The sequence below is a fragment of the Listeria farberi genome (genome assembly GCF_014229295.1).
Lineage (GTDB): Bacteria > Bacillota > Bacilli > Lactobacillales > Listeriaceae > Listeria > Listeria farberi.
The window spans coordinates 93,041-110,809 of record NZ_JAARZL010000005.1; the positions used below are offsets into that span (position 1 = coordinate 93,041).

At 37.0% G+C, this 17,769-nt stretch carries 18 protein-coding genes; all 18 read left to right on the top strand.

Translation table 11 applies throughout. From position 1 onward, the window contains the following. The first annotated feature begins 8 nt into the window (after positions 1 to 8). The 18 genes from pstB to trxB all read left to right on the top strand — a co-directional run bounded on the left by pstB (position 9) and on the right by trxB (position 17,723). Positions 9 to 788 carry a phosphate ABC transporter ATP-binding protein PstB gene (pstB, locus tag HCB38_RS12585; protein ID WP_185319894.1) on the top strand — a complete coding sequence of 260 codons (780 nt, stop codon included), beginning with the start codon at positions 9 to 11 and terminating at the stop codon, positions 786 to 788. A 12-nt stretch (positions 789 to 800) separates the two neighbouring features. Continuing rightward, positions 801 to 1,460, top strand: a complete 660-nt coding sequence (gene phoU / locus HCB38_RS12590; protein WP_185319893.1) for a phosphate signaling complex protein PhoU — start codon at positions 801 to 803, stop codon at positions 1,458 to 1,460. Between the two features lie 264 nt (positions 1,461 to 1,724). Then, a complete protein-coding gene (locus tag HCB38_RS12595) occupies positions 1,725 to 2,030 on the top strand; it encodes an ArsR/SmtB family transcription factor (protein WP_185319892.1) in 306 nt (101 codons plus the stop codon). Positions 2,031 to 2,136: 106 nt separating this feature from the next. Next, positions 2,137 to 2,523, top strand: a complete 387-nt coding sequence (locus HCB38_RS12600; protein WP_070752445.1) for a hypothetical protein — start codon at positions 2,137 to 2,139, stop codon at positions 2,521 to 2,523. 21 nt (positions 2,524 to 2,544) lie between these two features. Beyond that, positions 2,545 to 3,192, top strand: a complete 648-nt coding sequence (locus tag HCB38_RS12605) for an HD domain-containing protein (protein WP_003768317.1) — start codon at positions 2,545 to 2,547, stop codon at positions 3,190 to 3,192. 21 nt (positions 3,193 to 3,213) lie between these two features. Beyond that, positions 3,214 to 3,453: a CsbA family protein gene (locus tag HCB38_RS12610; RefSeq protein ID WP_003763924.1), complete on the top strand. Its 240-nt coding sequence runs from the start codon at positions 3,214 to 3,216 to the stop codon at positions 3,451 to 3,453. Between the two features lie 248 nt (positions 3,454 to 3,701). After that, on the top strand, positions 3,702 to 5,678 hold the full coding sequence (gene uvrB, locus HCB38_RS12615; RefSeq protein ID WP_033533639.1) for an excinuclease ABC subunit UvrB: 1,977 nt from the start codon (positions 3,702 to 3,704) through the stop codon (positions 5,676 to 5,678). Between the two features lie 7 nt (positions 5,679 to 5,685). Next, entirely contained in the window at positions 5,686 to 8,556 is a 2,871-nt protein-coding gene (uvrA, locus tag HCB38_RS12620) for an excinuclease ABC subunit UvrA (protein ID WP_185319891.1), read from the top strand. Positions 8,557 to 8,762: 206 nt separating this feature from the next. Next, positions 8,763 to 10,016 (top strand): DUF4097 family beta strand repeat-containing protein, encoded by a 1,254-nt coding sequence (locus HCB38_RS12625; RefSeq protein WP_185319890.1) that lies wholly within the window; start codon positions 8,763 to 8,765, stop codon positions 10,014 to 10,016. A 68-nt stretch (positions 10,017 to 10,084) separates the two neighbouring features. Then, entirely contained in the window at positions 10,085 to 11,296 is a 1,212-nt protein-coding gene (locus HCB38_RS12630) for a DUF4097 family beta strand repeat-containing protein (protein WP_185319889.1), read from the top strand. A gap of 23 nt (positions 11,297 to 11,319) precedes the next feature. Further along, positions 11,320 to 11,520 carry a PspC domain-containing protein gene (locus HCB38_RS12635; protein ID WP_003768305.1) on the top strand — a complete coding sequence of 67 codons (201 nt, stop codon included), beginning with the start codon at positions 11,320 to 11,322 and terminating at the stop codon, positions 11,518 to 11,520. Positions 11,521 to 11,528: 8 nt separating this feature from the next. Beyond that, positions 11,529 to 11,882 carry a phage holin family protein gene (locus tag HCB38_RS12640; RefSeq protein WP_185319888.1) on the top strand — a complete coding sequence of 118 codons (354 nt, stop codon included), beginning with the start codon at positions 11,529 to 11,531 and terminating at the stop codon, positions 11,880 to 11,882. Positions 11,883 to 12,065: 183 nt separating this feature from the next. After that, positions 12,066 to 13,004 (top strand): HPr(Ser) kinase/phosphatase, encoded by a 939-nt coding sequence (gene hprK, locus HCB38_RS12645; protein ID WP_003763911.1) that lies wholly within the window; start codon positions 12,066 to 12,068, stop codon positions 13,002 to 13,004. A 90-nt stretch (positions 13,005 to 13,094) separates the two neighbouring features. Then, the gene (lgt, locus tag HCB38_RS12650) at positions 13,095 to 13,928 is read left to right on the top strand and encodes a prolipoprotein diacylglyceryl transferase (protein WP_185319887.1); all 834 of its coding nucleotides are present in this window, start codon (positions 13,095 to 13,097) and stop codon (positions 13,926 to 13,928) included. Between the two features lie 42 nt (positions 13,929 to 13,970). Next, positions 13,971 to 14,624 carry a pyrophosphatase PpaX gene (gene ppaX, locus HCB38_RS12655; RefSeq protein WP_185319886.1) on the top strand — a complete coding sequence of 218 codons (654 nt, stop codon included), beginning with the start codon at positions 13,971 to 13,973 and terminating at the stop codon, positions 14,622 to 14,624. Between the two features lie 3 nt (positions 14,625 to 14,627). Next, on the top strand, positions 14,628 to 15,125 hold the full coding sequence (locus HCB38_RS12660; protein ID WP_185319885.1) for an acyltransferase: 498 nt from the start codon (positions 14,628 to 14,630) through the stop codon (positions 15,123 to 15,125). 84 nt (positions 15,126 to 15,209) lie between these two features. Next, positions 15,210 to 16,685, top strand: a complete 1,476-nt coding sequence (locus HCB38_RS12665; RefSeq protein ID WP_185608125.1) for a tetratricopeptide repeat protein — start codon at positions 15,210 to 15,212, stop codon at positions 16,683 to 16,685. Between the two features lie 78 nt (positions 16,686 to 16,763). Further along, entirely contained in the window at positions 16,764 to 17,723 is a 960-nt protein-coding gene (gene trxB / locus HCB38_RS12670; protein ID WP_185608126.1) for a thioredoxin-disulfide reductase, read from the top strand. Positions 17,724 to 17,769: the final 46 nt, after the last annotated feature.

Genomic DNA, 17,769 nt, shown 5'->3' on the forward strand with positions numbered 1-17,769 from the left:
GCTTTTTTATGACAACCGAAACTGCTGAAAAAGTAGAGTATATCATTGAAACAAAAGATGTAGATTTATTTTATGGTTCCAAGCAAGCACTGCAAAAAATTGCTTTAAATATTAAGAAGAATAAAGTGACTGCCCTAATTGGTCCGTCGGGGTGTGGGAAATCTACTTTCCTGCGAACGCTTAACCGAATGAATGATTTAATTCCCAATGTGAAAACGACCGGAGAAATCCATATTGGCGGCGAAAATGTGCAAGATCCTAAAATTGACATGGTTAACTTACGAAAAAAAGTGGGTATGGTTTTCCAACAGGCTAATCCGTTTCCATTTTCCATTTATGATAACGTAGCTTATGGTCCACGGATGCACGGTGTAAAAGATAAAAAAGTACTTGATGAAATAGTAGAAAGAAGTTTGCGTCAGGCGGCTCTTTGGGAAGAAGTGCATGATAGGCTGGATCGTTCAGCAATTGGGATGTCAGGAGGGCAACAGCAGCGGCTTTGTATCGCACGAGTTTTAGCTGTTAAACCTGATGTCATCTTGATGGATGAGCCAACTTCTGCACTAGATCCGATTTCGACAGCGAAAGTAGAAGATTTGATTTTAGAATTAAAGAAAGACTATACGATTGTTATTGTCACGCATAATATGCAACAAGCATCCCGAATCTCTGATGAAACGGCCTTTTTCCTTAATGGCCGTATCGTGGAATTCGCGGATACGACGAGTATTTTTACTAACCCAGCAGAAAAGGAAACAGAAGACTATATTTCAGGAAGATTTGGATAAAGGAGTGTTAATATGGTAGTCAGAAAAATTTTCACGGAACAGTTAAACGACTTGCACCAACATCTAATGGAAATGGGAATGCTTGCGAATGAAGCAATTTTTAAAGCGGTCAAGTCGCTTGTACATCGCGATACGGAACTTGCTAAACAAGTAGTCGCAGAAGATAAAGCAATTAATAACATGGAGCTTTCACTAGAACAACGCTCTTTTGAGTTAATCGCTTTGCAACAACCAGTCGGCATGGATTTACGAAAGATTGTTACCGTGCTCAAAACAAGTTCGGATTTAGAACGTATTGGTGATCATGCAGTAAGTATTGCCAAAACTGCTATTTTAATTGGTGAAAGTAAAGTTTTAAAGCCGATTCCGGAAATTCCAGAAATGGGCGAAATTGTAAAATTAATGCTACAAGATGTGTTAAAAGCATATCTTTCGGAAGACGAAGAAGCTGCTCGCGAAATAGCGGCGCGCGATAATGAAGTAGATAAACTGCATAAAATCGTTTATCAAAAATGCATTCATTTTATGCAAGAAGAACCAGAGCATATTGAAGATGTATCACAATTACTTTTAGTTTCTCAATACATTGAACGTATTGGTGATTATGTAACAAATGTTTGCGAGTGGATAGTTTACTTGAAGAGCGGGGAAATTGAAGATTTAAATAGATAAAAAAAGTCCGATTTTCCTTTCCACAGGTTAATCGGACTTTTTGGTGTGTTAGGCGGTTTAAATAACTTCTCAATATTTAAAACCTTATTTATTCTTCAATTCTCCTTTCTTTATAATAAAGAAATTGTATCATCTGAAGGAGAAAAATTACTTTTTTGCTCATATTTAATCATTTTTGAATGAAGAGGTAGTTAAACTTGCGGAATCATTCCTATTTAAGTATCATATGAATATATGACCATATATGAAAATGAGGTGATTCTGATGGAAAACGCAAAACAAACTTTAGATGATGAGACGCTTTTTAGTGTAACGCAAATTTTCAAGGCGCTTTCTGATCCGACACGTGTTCAAATTTTAAATCTGCTTCAAGAGCGAGAATACTCTGTGAATGAAATTGCGCGAACGCTAACTTTTAATCAAACAACGGTTTCACACCAGCTTCGTTTTTTAAAAAATTTAAGGCTTGTGAAATCAAGACGTGAAGGGACTACAATTTATTATATGCAAGATGATAATCACGTATTAGAATTACTGACTCAAGCAATTCGCCACGTGCACCATCACTAATGACAAACGCTCAGAAGCCCTTTTTAGGAATGATGGGTGTTTTTTATGCCAAATAAAGAGAGATTATGATAAAGTAGTTAACAAATAAAAATTTGGAGGAAACATTTTGAGCAAATTATCGCCAGTACAAAAATTTATCGTCATTGCGGGAATAGTTGTCATGGTTATTATTTCCATTTTAGCAGTTATTTGGAATAGTAATCTTGCGGCAGTTATTGGTTTGTCGGTTGCGCAATTTATTATTATTCAGTTGGTGTGTTATGTAGGAATATATTCGCATATGAAAGTAGGAACAGCACGAGGAACAAAACTTTTTAGTTGGGGAATATTAACGACACTTCTGTTTTCAGTCATTATTTTTATTTTTGCGACAGATAATTTTAGAACTTATTCCGCAGCAATGATTGCTCTAATTGGTTACTGTGCAGCATTAATGATGCGAGAAATAGAAAACACTAATCCCGCCAATAAAAAACAAAAAAGAGAAGAATAAAACGAAGAATGGAGTGATAATATGGGAATTCATCAATATTTCCAAAGTTTATCGGATTTAGAGAACATTTATCGTTGTCCGGGAAAATTTAAATATCAAGAGCATTCGGTTGCAGAACACTCTTACAAGGTTACTTCTATCGCACAATTTTTTGGAGCTGTAGAAGAAGATGCAGGTAATGAAGTGAATTGGCGTGCTTTATATGAAAAAGCGTTAAATCATGATTATTCAGAGCTTTTTATTGGCGATATTAAAACACCCGTAAAATACGCAACGACAGAACTAAGAGAAATGCTCTCTGAAGTGGAAGAAAGTATGACTAAAAATTTTATTAGCCGTGAAATACCAGCAACTTTCCAGCCTATTTATCGACACTTGTTAAAAGAAGGGAAAGACAGTACGTTAGAAGGGAAAATTCTCGCTATATCTGATAAAGTAGACTTGTTATATGAGTCCTTTGGCGAGATTCAAAAAGGTAATCCAGAAAACATTTTTGTTGAAATTTATAGTGAAGCACTCGCGACTATTTATGAATACCGAGAAATGGCTAGTGTAAAATACTTTTTAAAAGAAATTTTACCAGATATGCTTGCTGAAAAAGGTATTGAAAAGACAGAATTACCACAACTTACTACAGAAATAACGACAAAAGCATTACGTGACGAGTAAAAAATTAGGGAGGGGAGTAAGATGGATCAAATTATATCGGCACTTATTTTCCCTTGTCTGCTCGTTATTCTCTTTGCACGCATCACGTATAACCGTTATGTAGCCTTAGTGCTTATGGTAGTTTTGATAGCCGCTTCTGCCAAATTAGGTTACACAAGTTCGTTTTGGTTAATTACGATAGACGCCTTTTCGATGACAATTGGTTTTGTCGTAGCCACATACATGTTACGACGTTTAAAGAAAAGCGGCAGTGACTTTTAAAAAGCAAATAGATAGGTAGAATACTCTAAAAGTGATAAAATAAAGAAAAGCGTAATCCACAGGTTGCGTTTTTTATTTTCAAACGAATGCGAAAATATGTTCGGTTTTTGCTAGGCTAATTAAAATATTTATGATAAAATAGAAACATTAACGGATCTGAAAAAATCCGCTTTTTGCTTTGCTGGATATTTTACAGTTAAAGCTTTTAGATGCCAGAATCGGACCGATAAAGAATGGGGGAATCCGAGTTGAAGGATAAATTTGAGTTAGTTTCTAAGTATAGCCCACAAGGAGACCAACCTAGAGCAATAGAACAATTAGTTGCGGGATTAAAAAAAGGCTTGAAACACCAAACCTTACTTGGGGCAACCGGTACAGGGAAAACTTTTACCGTATCTAATGTAATTCAAGAAGTAAATAAGCCAACGCTTGTTATGGCACATAATAAGACGCTAGCGGGACAATTATATAGTGAATTCAAAGAGTTTTTCCCGAATAATGCGGTGGAATACTTTGTTAGTTACTATGATTATTACCAGCCAGAAGCTTATGTACCACAGAGTGATACGTACATTGAAAAAGATGCTAGTATCAATGACGAAATAGATAAGCTTCGTCACTCCGCTACAGCTGCTCTTTTTGAACGCAGAGATGTAATTATTATTGCAAGTGTATCTTGTATTTATGGGTTAGGTTCACCGGTCGAATACGGAGAAATGTTAGTTTCGCTTCGAGTTGGTATGGAGATCAGCCGAGACCAATTGTTACGCAAGCTGGTTGATATTCAATATGACCGAAATGATATTGATTTCCAGCGCGGTCGTTTTCGTGTCCGCGGAGATGTGGTCGAAATTTTCCCAGCATCTAGGGATGAACACTGTATGCGGATTGAATTTTTTGGGGATGAAATTGAGCGCATTAGAGAAGTAGACGCACTTACTGGTGAAATCATTGGAGACAGAGAGCATGTTTCTATTTTCCCGGCATCTCACTTTGTTACTAGACCAGATATTATGAAAAAAGCTATTGTTAATATAAAAGCAGAACTTGAAGATCGCCTTAAAGTCTTAAGAGCAGAGAACAAATTACTGGAAGCACAACGCCTTGAACAGAGAACCAATTATGATTTAGAAATGATGGAAGAAATGGGTTATTGTTCAGGCATTGAAAACTATTCAAGACATTTATCACTGCGTCCAGCGGGAGTAACTCCATATACATTGCTAGATTATTTCCCAGATGATTTCCAAATGGTTATTGATGAATCGCATGTAACGATGCCTCAAATCCGCGGCATGTTCAACGGGGACCAAGCTAGAAAGCAAATGCTAGTTGATCATGGTTTTAGATTGCCAAGCGCACTTGATAACCGTCCACTTCGATTAGAAGAATTCGAAAAGCATATTAATCAGATTATGTTTATCTCTGCAACCCCGGGCCCATATGAATTAGAAAAAAATCCAGATGTGATTGAACAAATCATTCGACCTACTGGACTACTAGATCCAATCGTCGAAATACGCCCTATCCAAGGTCAAATAGACGACTTAATGGATGAAATTAATGATCGAGTTGAGAAAAACGAACGTGTTCTAATCACCACGTTAACGAAAAAAATGTCTGAGGATTTGACGAATTATCTAAAAGAAGCCGGAGTAAAGGTTCAATATTTACATTCTGAGGTAAAAACTTTAGAGCGAATTGAAATTATTCGTGACCTTCGATTAGGGGTATACGATGTTATTGTTGGGATTAACTTACTTCGTGAAGGAATCGATTTGCCAGAAGTTTCCTTAGTGGCAATTTTAGACGCAGACAAAGAAGGCTTCTTACGTTCAGAACGGTCTTTAATCCAAACAATGGGGCGTGCTGCTCGTAATGAAAACGGTCGTGTAATTATGTACGCCGACAAAATGACGGACTCCATGCGCAATTCGATTAGTGAAACAGAACGTCGTCGTAAAATTCAAATTGAATATAATGAAAAACATGGCATCACACCAAAAACAATTAGAAAAGAAATCCGTGGCATTATCGCAGCAACCTCTGCCGCAGATGAACGAGAAGCAGTAAAACAACACGACTTAAGTAAAATGTCTAAGAAAGAACGAGATATTTTCATTGAAGGTATGGAACACGAGATGAAAGAAGCAGCTAAAGCACTTGATTTCGAGCGTGCAGCTGAACTTCGTGATGCTTTACTGGAAATAAAAGCGGAAGGATGAAGCGGAATTGGATAAGGAAAAAATAGTCATTCAAGGTGCAAGAGCCCATAATTTAAAAAATATTGATGTAGAGATTCCAAGAGATAAATTAGTGGTGATGACCGGGCTTTCTGGTTCAGGAAAATCTTCGCTAGCTTTTGATACAATTTATGCAGAAGGACAAAGACGTTATGTAGAGTCTTTGTCTGCTTATGCTCGCCAATTTTTAGGTCAAATGGATAAACCCGATGTAGATTTAATTGAAGGGTTAAGTCCAGCAATTTCCATTGACCAAAAAACTACAAGCCGTAACCCGCGATCTACAGTTGGAACGGTAACTGAAATACATGATTATTTGCGTCTGCTTTATGCACGTGTGGGGCACCCGGTGTGTCCTAATCACGGCATTGAAATCACTTCTCAAACAATCGAACAAATGGTAGACCGTGTCTTTGAATACCCCGAAAAAACACGCATTCAAATTATGGCTCCTATCGTTTCTGGTAAAAAAGGAACGCATAAGAAAACGATTGAAGAAATTAAAAAAGAAGGCTACGTACGTATTCGTGTTGATGGAGAAATATACGATATTAATGATGAAATTGAAATCGAAAAAAACAAAAAACATTCCATCGAAATTATCATCGATCGTATTGTCATTAAAGAAGGAATAAATACGCGACTATATGATTCTATTGAAGCTGCTCTTCGCTTGGCTGATGGTTATGCAGTGGTGGACATTATGGGGGATAAAGAATTACTATTTAGCGAACATTATGCATGTCCTTATTGTGGTTTTTCGGTTGGTGAATTAGAACCAAGAATGTTTTCATTTAATAGCCCATTTGGCGCTTGTCCTACTTGTGATGGTCTTGGAACTAAATTAGAAGTAGATGTGGATACCGTTATCCCAGACAGAAGTTTAACTTTAAATGAAGGTGCAATTATTCCGTGGAGACCCATCAGTTCACAATACTATCCACAAATGCTAGCCTCTGCATGTAAAGAGTTTGGAATTGATATGGACACGCCAATAGAAAAACTATCTAAAGAAGCATTAGATATTGTCTTAAATGGTTCAAAAGACAAAGAATTTTACTTTGAATACAAAAATGATTTTGGTATGACACGAGAAACTTGGATTCCGTTTGAAGGGATTCTACCAAACATTGAACGACGCTACCGAGAAACTAATTCAGACTTTACTCGCGATCAAATGGCGCAATACATGACAGATTTACCTTGCCCATCTTGTAAAGGGTACCGCCTTAAAGAAGAAACACTTTCTGTCAAAGTGAACAATCACCATATTGGACAAATTAGCGAGTTCTCCATCAATGAAGCCCTTGCATTCTTTGATAATCTAGAGCTGTCTGAAAAAGAAACGCAAATAGCGGCGCCAATTTTCAAAGAAGTGCGAGCTAGATTAGGCTTCTTAAAAAATGTAGGACTCGATTATTTAACAATGAGTCGTGCTGCTGGAACTTTATCGGGAGGAGAGGCGCAGCGAATTCGACTAGCAACCCAAATTGGTTCACGATTGACTGGCGTGCTTTACATTCTTGATGAGCCTTCCATTGGACTTCATCAGCGCGATAATGATCGATTAATCAATACACTTCAAAGTATGCGAGATATTGGAAATACGCTTATTGTAGTAGAACATGATGAAGATACCATGATGGCGGCAGATTATCTTATTGATATTGGTCCAGGTGCTGGAGAACATGGCGGACGAATTGTCGCGGCTGGAACTCCAGAAGAAGTGGCGAAGAATAAAAACTCTATCACTGGAGATTATCTTTCTGGTAAAAAATTCATTCCTGTTCCTGCCAAAAGAAGAAAAGGAAATGGACTTGAATTAGAAATCATCGGAGCTAAAGCAAATAACTTAAAAAATGTAAATGCCAAAATACCACTAGCTACATTTTCCTGTGTAACGGGGGTCTCTGGTTCAGGAAAAAGTTCACTAGTAAATGAAGTATTAAGAAAAGCACTCGCAAGAAAACTAAACAGAAACCACGCTAAGCCAGGTGAACATAAAGAAATAAAAGGAATCGAAAACCTTGAAAAAATCATCAATATTGATCAATCGCCAATTGGTAGAACCCCGAGATCTAACCCAGCAACTTATACTGGTGCATTTGATGATATCCGTGATCTTTTCGCCAGTACTAATGAAGCCAAGGTTCGTGGTTACAAAAAAGGTCGATTTAGCTTCAACGTAAAAGGCGGCCGTTGTGAGGCATGTAAAGGCGATGGCATCATCAAAATCGAAATGCACTTCTTGCCGGATGTATACGTACCTTGCGAGGTTTGTCATGGTAAACGCTATAACGGGGAAACTTTGGATATTCGCTATAAAGGGAAAAATATTGCAGAAGTGCTAGAAATGACTGTAGAAGAAGGATTAGAATATTTCACTAACCAGCCTAGAATTGCTCGTAAATTACAAACCATTGTGGATGTAGGACTTGGATATATTCGCCTTGGTCAGCCTGCAACAACCCTTTCTGGTGGTGAGGCGCAACGTGTAAAATTAGCTTCTGAACTTCATAAACGCAGCAACGGTAAATCATTCTATATCCTGGATGAACCAACTACTGGGCTCCATGCAGATGACATCGGTCGTTTACTAAAAGTATTACAAAGACTGGTAGAAGAAAACGGCGATACCGTTCTTGTTATTGAACATAATTTAGATGTTATTAAACAAGCTGACTACTTGATTGACTTAGGTCCAGAAGGTGGCGATGGCGGTGGTCAGATTATCGCAACTGGCACACCAGAAAAAATCGCCCGTTCTAAAAAATCCTACACAGGCAAATATTTAAAACCAATTTTAGAACGCGACAAAGAGCGCACAGAAGAACGTATTGCAACCGCTAAGAAAAAATAAATCTCAATCCCGCTTATTAAAGTATAAGCGGGATTTTTTTCTTTCCTAAGACCCAACCACCCAAAGTCTAAACAAATAATCATCCTCTGGTTGTATGACAGAAATTATTTTTTCCTTCATAATAGAGTCATAGATAAAACAGATAGATTACTTGCACATGAAGCAAGCCTAAAATAGTTAAACTGAAAAATTAGGAGGAAATGAAAATGGAAAATGAACGTAAACGTATTCTCGAATTAGTGAAACAAGGTATCATTTCTACAGAAGAAGCCCTTACTTTACTTGAAAATATCTCTAAAAAAGAAGGCAAATCCGCAGCAAAAGAAAATATCCGTCGTTCTACAGCACCTAGAGAAGAACGTGTTGAAGAACCGGAAGAAGAACCAACTTATGATTATAGCAAAGGTTGGAACAATGAAGGAAATCCTTACACTGCTCCGAAAAGTCGTAAGAGACGTCCTGAACCAACTCCAGAAAACCATGAGCGTCAAGAAGAAGGTAATGAAAACTCTTCTAAAGACCGTGAAGATTCCATGCGCAATATGGTCAATGACTTATCACAAGCTGGTGAAAAAATCGGTTCTTTCCTAAATAGCGCGTTTAAACAAGTAAAAGATATGCCATTTCCGTTTCTTACATCTACTAAAATCGAACGTGATTTCATTTATCACGACACAACGCTTTCCATTTTAGAATTTGAAATTGCTAATGGTAATGTTGAATTTAAACCATCCGACTCAAATGATATTAAAGTTCACGCGATGATTAAACTTTTCAAAGAGTATCCAGAAGATGAAGCACTTAAAATCTTTTTTGATAAAACGACTTTACGTGTGGATGAAGAAACATTGCGTTTTGAATCTACATCGAAACAAATCGTTACGAACTTAACTGTGTACTTGCCTCGTCGTGAGTATGATTATGTTTCTGTAAAAATGCTTAATGGTAATTTCCATATGGATGAATTATCAGGCCGCGATTTATTTGTAAAAACAACAAACGGTCATGTTAGCATTGGCACACTAAATGCTACTTTAGCTGAAATTGAATCGATTAATGGGAATGTTCGTATCCAAAATGGTGAAACCCGTGATGTAGCACTTAAAACATTTAACGGTAATGTAGCAGTAAAAGGTAATTATTATTCAACAAACTTGCAAACTAAAAATGGTAATGTGAATTATCAGCTCACTGGTAATGAAGCTACTTTCTTAAAAGCTAAAACAGGAGCAGGTAATATCGAGGTAGTCGTACCAACAACTATTGGCGTAGACGGTCGTTTCCATACAAACCTTGGAAAACTACATTTAGACTTAAAAGATGCAGAAGTACTTCAATCAAAAACGGAATCAGTAAGTAAATCAATCGTCTTTACTAAACTACCAACAGCAGCTGATTCTTCACTGAAAATCGAAGCAGAAGCAACTACAGGTTCTGTTAAAATTCGTGATGCAAAATAATTAATTGAAATCTAGCGCGAAGAAAGCGCGCTAGATTTTTACATAGAAATAAGAAAGGAAGAACTAACATGGATAAAAAATTAAGAAGATCAAGAGTGGATCGGAAAGTCGGTGGTGTTTTTGGCGGACTAGCCGAATTTCTAGGGATAGATGCCACACTTCTACGCCTTATCTATATTATCATCACGATTATTACGATGAAAACCGGTATTGCGATTATTGCTTACATCGTTGCCTTGTTTGTGATTCCTTCTTCTGATACAAGTAATGAGGAAGTGCTTGAACGGCATCGCCGCCGCGTTGAAGAAAAAAGAAGACGCCACGCCGACCGTAATGAAGCGAGACAGGAAGTGCGAGAAGCGATGAGAAATAGCCGTCATCACAACAGACAAAAACCAGTTAGACCAGAACCAATCCATCACGGAGCAAGAAGAAAAGAAGCTCGTCCTCGTCCAGTGCGAGAATTCAATTTTGACGATGCAACTTTCCGCTCTTTTACAATTAGAGTAGCTACCGGAGATGTTATTATCCGTTCTTGGGACAAAGATCAAATGAAAATTCGTGCTGTACTGGCTGTACACGAAAAAGCACGCTCCATTCGTCAATTAAGTGAAGAAAAACTATGGGATTACTTCTTTAGCCAAACAATGCTAGACATTTCACCTGATAGTTTCACTTTTGAATCAAAAAATGAATTATTAAAAACAGATTTAGTTGTTACTATTCCAAAACGTTTATATGAACAAGTAAAAATTCAATTACTTAATGGTAATTTGAAATATGATGATACAGCTGCAGAAGATGCTATTATCAAAACACGTCATGGTGATATTAGGTCTTCAGGAGCTAGTGGTAAATTCCTTAGCACAGAATCCAAAGACGGCGAAATTTTCTTCAAACGCAGCTCCGTTGAGAATGTAGATATGTCTACTGCTAAAGGAGATATTGCTCTTCAAGGTAATTTCCTTACAACAATTGCTAAGGCGGCTCAAGGTGACGTTGAGTATATACTTGAAAATGATACGTCCTCGGCCGCAGATCTAGAGGCTCCAAATGGTGATATCCGAATTCAAATACCGCCAACATGGAATGTCGATGGAACACTCGGAACGAAAAAAGAAAAAATTTACTTCGACTTAAAAAATGCGAAAATTTGGGATGATGCAGAAAGAACTTTTGTCTTCACTCAAAATGCAGAAGAAATAAGCATGGCAACACTTCAAGCGAAAGTGGGAAATGGAATTATCAAGGTTTCTGAACTTGAATCTAAAAACGTTTAATAAAATGAAAGGAAGGGAAAACAATGAAAAAGTTATATAAATCTTCATCACAAAAAATGATTGCTGGTGTTTGTGGTGGGCTTGCAGAATATTTTGGCATTGAAGTAACCATCATTCGTTTACTTTGGGCTGGAGCAGTTCTATTCTTTGGTACTGGGATTTTACTGTATATTCTAGCGGCGATTATTATGCCAAAAGCAACACCTGAATCAGAATGGGAGTGAACTAAAATATGCGTTGGATTATAGGCGTAATCATTAACTCGGTACTTTTTGTAGCATTATCTGGATTCTTTACAAGTTTTCACGTAGATGGATTCACAACTGCGCTACTAGCGAGTTTTGTATTAGCAATTCTTAATATGCTAATTAGACCTATTTTACTCCTTTTAACTTTACCGATTAATATATTCACACTAGGGCTCTTCACCTTTGTTGTTAACGCAATTATGCTTGAAATGACTACCTTCTTTATTGGAGATTCTTTCCAAATTGACGGTTTTGGAACAGCATTAATTATTGCAGCAATTATGGCATTTGCGAATATGATTATTAATTCTGTTTTATGGGGTAATAAAGAAAATTAAACATTCCAGTTACATTTTAAGGCTAAAAAAGCTTTTAAATGTAGCTGGTTTTGCTGTGTAGAGCCGTTTGGTAAGAAAGAGGTAGCTTGATTCTCTCTAAAGTGCTAAAATGATAAGGAGCTTTCTAAACAATATTTTGTAGCGAACAGTTATGGACTTTATAATTCATTTGGAGGTACTTGCATGACAAAATCGGTTACGGTAAAGGATTTAAAGGAACGACTTAATTTAGAGCTAATTTGTTCAGAAACGGGACTTGAAAGACCAATTTTAACCAGTGATTTATCTCGGCCAGGTTTGGAACTTACTGGATTTTTCTCATATTATCCAGAAGATCGTGTGCAGCTTTTTGGAATGACAGAAATTTCCTTTTCAGAGGGTATGGAGCCGGAAGAACGACTTAAAAGATATAAGCAAATGTGTACGAAAAGGACTCCTGCTTTTGTGATTTCACGAAATTTAGAAGTGCCGAAAGAATTAGTAGCAGCGGCGAAAGAAGCAGATATTCCAGTTCTTCGTTCGCGTTTAAAGACTACCCGTTTATCCGTTTATATTACAAACTATTTAGAAAGTAGACTGGCACCTGTTATCTCAATGCATGGTGTTTTAGTAGATATCTATGGGCTTGGTGTTTTAATTACAGGTAGTAGTGGCGTTGGTAAAAGTGAAACGGCACTTGAACTTGTAAAACGTGGACATAGACTTGTAGCAGATGATAATGTAGAAATTCGTCAAGAAGATGAAATGACACTAATAGGTTCATCACCTGCAATTATTGAACATTTACTAGAAATTCGAGGCCTCGGAATTATTAATGTAATGACTTTGTTTGGGGCAGGAGCAGTTCGCTCAAGTAAAAAAATTACTATTGTTGTGCACCTTGAAAACTGGGACCCAGATAAGCATTATGATCGTGTTGGGTTGGACCAAGAAAAGACTAAAATCTTTGATATGGACATTCCAAAAATTACTGTTCCGGTTCGGCCAGGGCGAAATTTATCTGTTATTATAGAAGTAGCAGCGATGAATTTCCGCTTGAAAAATATGGGCTACAATGCGGCAGAACAATTTACACAAGATCTAAATAATTTAATAGGTCATAATAGCAGTATGAATGATTAAATAAATAGAGAAAAGTTCTCCTCAGCCTAAACAAACAGTACGATAATCTTGTTTGGTTGCGGAGTTTTCTTTTTTGAAAGTAGGGAAATTATGGGTAATGGTGTTCAGCCACTTGATCCAGTGGCGATTCAAATTGGTAGTATTTCTGTAAAATGGTACGGAGTTATTATCGCTTCTGCTGTTGTAATTGCATTGATTCTTGCTCTTAGTGAAGCAAGTAAACGCAAAATGGATAAAGAAATTATTGTAGATTTACTAATATGGGCGATTCCAATTTCGATTATTAGTGCTCGCATTTATTATGTTGTTTTTGAATGGGACTTTTATAAGAATAATTTAGGAGAAATTGTGAAGATTTGGCATGGTGGTATCGCGATTTATGGCGCATTGATTGGCGCCGTGCTAACTGCAATCATTTTCTCGCGGATTAAAAAAATTTCGTTTTGGAAACTTGCGGACGTTGTTGCTCCAAGTTTGATTATTGCTCAGGCGATTGGACGTTGGGGTAATTTTATGAACCAAGAAGCTCACGGAGCGGAAACGACTCGAGCATTTCTTGAGGGTTTACATTTACCAGACTTTATTATCAACCAGATGTACATAGATGGCGCTTATTACCAGCCAACTTTTTTATATGAAAGTTTATGGAATGTTCTTGGTTTTATTGTGTTACTAATTATTCGTCGGACTAAAATACGTAGCGGGGAACTTTTTCTTAGTTATGTAATTTGGTATTCGTTTGGAAGATTCTTTATCGAAGGAATGCGAACAGATAGTTTAATGTGGGGTGACTTTAGAGTTTCGCAGGTTTTATCTTTACTGCTAATTGTGTTATCCATTGGTTTAATTATTTATCGTCGCGTGAAAATGAATCCGCCGTATTATATGGAAGATAAATTGGGAAAAGTAGCTAAAAAGAAATAAAAAGTTGAAGATTTTCGAGTTTGTATAAGAAAGGAAGAAATTATGACTGGGAAAATTACTACATTGTTATTTGACTTAGATGGCACACTGATAAATACGAATGAGTTGATTATTAAAACTTTCCAAGCAACACTACAAGAGTTCTTACCTGACCGAGTTTTTACAAGAGAAGACATTTTACCGTTTATTGGTCCTTCATTAATGGAAACTTTTCGAGAAATAAACCCAGCACATGCAGAAGAAATGCGTGTGTTTTACCGGGAATATAACTTGAAACATCACGATGATTTAATTTTAGAGTATGATGGGGTATATGAAGCGATTCGTGCTTTGTATGAAGAAGATTATAAACTAGGAATTGTATCCACGAAAATGTACGATACGATTATGCGAGGTCTCAAAGTGACTGGTTTGGATAAGTTTTTCCAAGTAGTGATTGGGTTAGATCAAGTATCTAATGCGAAACCCGATCCAGAAGGTATAGAGATGGCTCTTTCTTTACTAAATGCAACGAAAGAAGAAGCGATTATGGTTGGTGATAATTACCATGATATTGAAGCAGGGAAAAATGCGGAAACGCTGACTGCTGGTGTAGCATGGGCGATTAAAGGGCCAGAACATTTGGCGCAGTTCCAACCAGACTTTATGTTAGAAAAAATGAGCGATCTTCTTACCATCGTTAGGGACGAGGAATAAATTTTGAGACGGCTGAATAGGTTTAAGGCGCCGGATGAGGAAGTCAACACGCTTTTCCAGGTTTATAAAACCATTTCTTTTTGGAAAGTCGTTAAGAATACTGTGGTAGTTGAATTTGGACGTTTTTTTCCTTGGATGAGTGGTAAACGTAATATTTACCGTACTTGTCTTGGAATGAAAATTGGTAAGAAAACTGCTATTGCCTATAAAGTTATGCCGGATTTATTTTTTCCTGAGAAGATTACGATTGGAGAAAATTCTATTATTGGCTATCATACGACAATTTTAACACATGAATATTTGTTGTCTGAGTATCGTGTTGGGGAAGTAGTTATTGGTAAGGATGTGATGGTTGGGGCAAATGTAACCATTCTCCCTGGAATAGAAATAGGAGATGGGGCGATTATTGCTGCTGGGGCAGTCGTTTCAAAGGATATTCCACCAGAAAGTTTTGCGTATGGGAATCCTTTAGTAATCAAAGAAAAAGCTACTTTTGAGTGAAATTGAAGTGGCTTTTTTTCTTGCCCAAAGAAATTAATTCTATGTTATACTCAGAAGAATAAGGATATTGTTGGAGGTGGGGAAATGGAAAAAGACAAAAAAACAACCGCAAAAATTTATCCATTTTATCCAAATGGTCAATTTTATTTTGAGCGTGGAGTAGAGGCGTTTCGCGACCAAAGAATTAAGGAAGCGATTCGTTATCTAGTACGAGCCGCAGAACTTGAACCTGGAGAGCCAGTAATACTTTGTCAATTAGCAATATGCTATACGGAAATCGGTCAATTTCATAAATCAAATCAATTACTAAGAGATATATTAGAAAAACGACTGGATAATATGGAATACTGTTATTATTTTATTGCTAATAATTTTGCTTATATGAAAGATTATCGTAGGGCGCTTCAATATGCAAATCGCTATTTAGAAACAGCACCTGAAGGAGATTATGCTGAAGAAGCTAAAGATTTAATTGAAGTACTACTCGAAGAAACACCATTTGGTGAGACAATTGAAAATGGTTTTTCTAAATTAGAACAGGAATTTTATTCATATAAGAAAGAAATTAATCGTTATTTAGCGGAAGAAGATAGTGCTTCTGCATGTGACATTTTGAAAAAAGTTATTGATGAGAAACCAAACTTTTGGCCTGCTTACAATCAGCTAGCCGCACTTTATTTTGAACAATTAAAAGAAGTGGAAGGTGTTAAGGTATTAAGCGACTTAATTGCAAGAAACCCAGGGAACTTATTGGGCTTATGCGACTTATTTATTTACCATTTTTATAAAGGGAATCGGGAAGAAGCCGACTCGCTTTACTCGGAATTACGGGATGTTTTACCAGTTCTCTCGCATCATAAAGAAAAAATTGGCTTAATTCATGCAATGATGGGGGATTACGAGGAGGCAGACGATTTATTTGAACAAGTGGCGGACTTGGAAGTTACGGAGCGCAGTAAATACTATTATTATCGAGCAAAAGCTGCTTATTATTTAGAAGATATTGAAGAGGCGAAAATGTTTTGGCATTCTTTTTTAGAGTGTGATTTATATGAAGATACTAGATTTCCTTGGGAGCAAGAAGCGGATTTAACTAGTGATACTCGTTTAGTTTTAGAAATGCTTCAAGCCGAAAAGGATATCACACATCTCCTTGGCGTCTACGCAATGTCTGTCTCAGGTAACCGACCGGAATTCGTCCTATTTCATCCGCTTCTTGACATGAGCAGTTGGTCATATATGGAGCATTTAATGTTTACCGATTTTGATTATTTTCCAGATGGAAACGTAGAGCAGAATTGCTATTTAATTATGAAAGCAATGAATATGTTACGGGAAAAAGGGTTTTTACTAAATAAAGAAAACTATTCTTTATATGAAACGATTTTTTCATTAGTATTGATGGAAAATAGAAAAGAGTTAATTCTTGGTCGTTATACAATCGAAACGGTTGCTAGCGCGATTGCAAAGATTTTCTTACCTGAAATAAAACTCGATTCAATAGATGAATTTGAATGCAGCAAGTGTGCAAGGGATATTGAGCAAGTTCTGAGCAGATAAATAGACCTTTTTGCTATTCCGTATTAGGATTAATTTAGGCTAACTATTGTATACACATAAACGAGGAGGGCAAAAAGAATGGCTAGTGAAGAAAAAATTTATGATGTGATTATTATAGGAGCGGGACCTGCTGGAATGACAGCAGCTTTATATACTTCCCGTGCAGATTTAGATACATTAATGATTGAACGTGGCGTACCAGGCGGACAAATGGTAAATACGGCAGAAGTAGAAAATTATCCTGGCTTTGACAGTATTTTAGGACCGGATTTATCCGACAAGATGCTTAGCGGTGCGAAACAATTTGGAGCTGAATATGCTTATGGCGATATTAAAGAAGTTGTTGACGGAAAAGAATATAAAACTGTAACGGCTGGGTCGAAAACATATAAAGCTCGGGCGATTATTATTGCAACTGGAGCTGAACATCGTAAACTTGGCGCAGCTGGTGAAGAAGAGCTTAGCGGACGCGGTGTTTCTTACTGTGCAGTTTGTGATGGAGCGTTCTTCAAAAATCGCGAATTAATCGTGGTGGGCGGCGGAGACTCTGCTGTTGAAGAAGGGACTTACTTGACTCGTTATGCGGATAAAGTAACCATTGTACACCGTCGTGATAAATTGCGTGCACAACAAATTTTACAAGATCGTGCTTTTAAAGATGAAAAAGTTAATTTCATTTGGAATAGTACAGTAGAAGAAATTGTTGGCGACGGCAAAAAAGTAACAGGTGCAAAACTTGTTTCTACTGTGGATGGTTCAGAATCGATTATGCCAGTGGATGGTGTTTTCATCTATGTTGGACTTGTTCCACTTACGAAAGCATTTTTAAATTTAGGTATTACAGACGATGAAGGCTACATTGTAACAGATGAGGAAATGCGTACAAATCTTCCTGGTATTTTTGCAGCGGGGGATGTTCGTGCGAAAAGCTTACGCCAAATTGTAACAGCTACAGGCGACGGCGGACTTGCTGGACAAAATGCGCAAAAATATGTGGAAGAATTAAAAGAAGCTTTGGAAGCAGAAGCAGCTAAATAATAAAAAACAAAAATGGATCTAAAGATTATTTATCTTAGGTCCATTT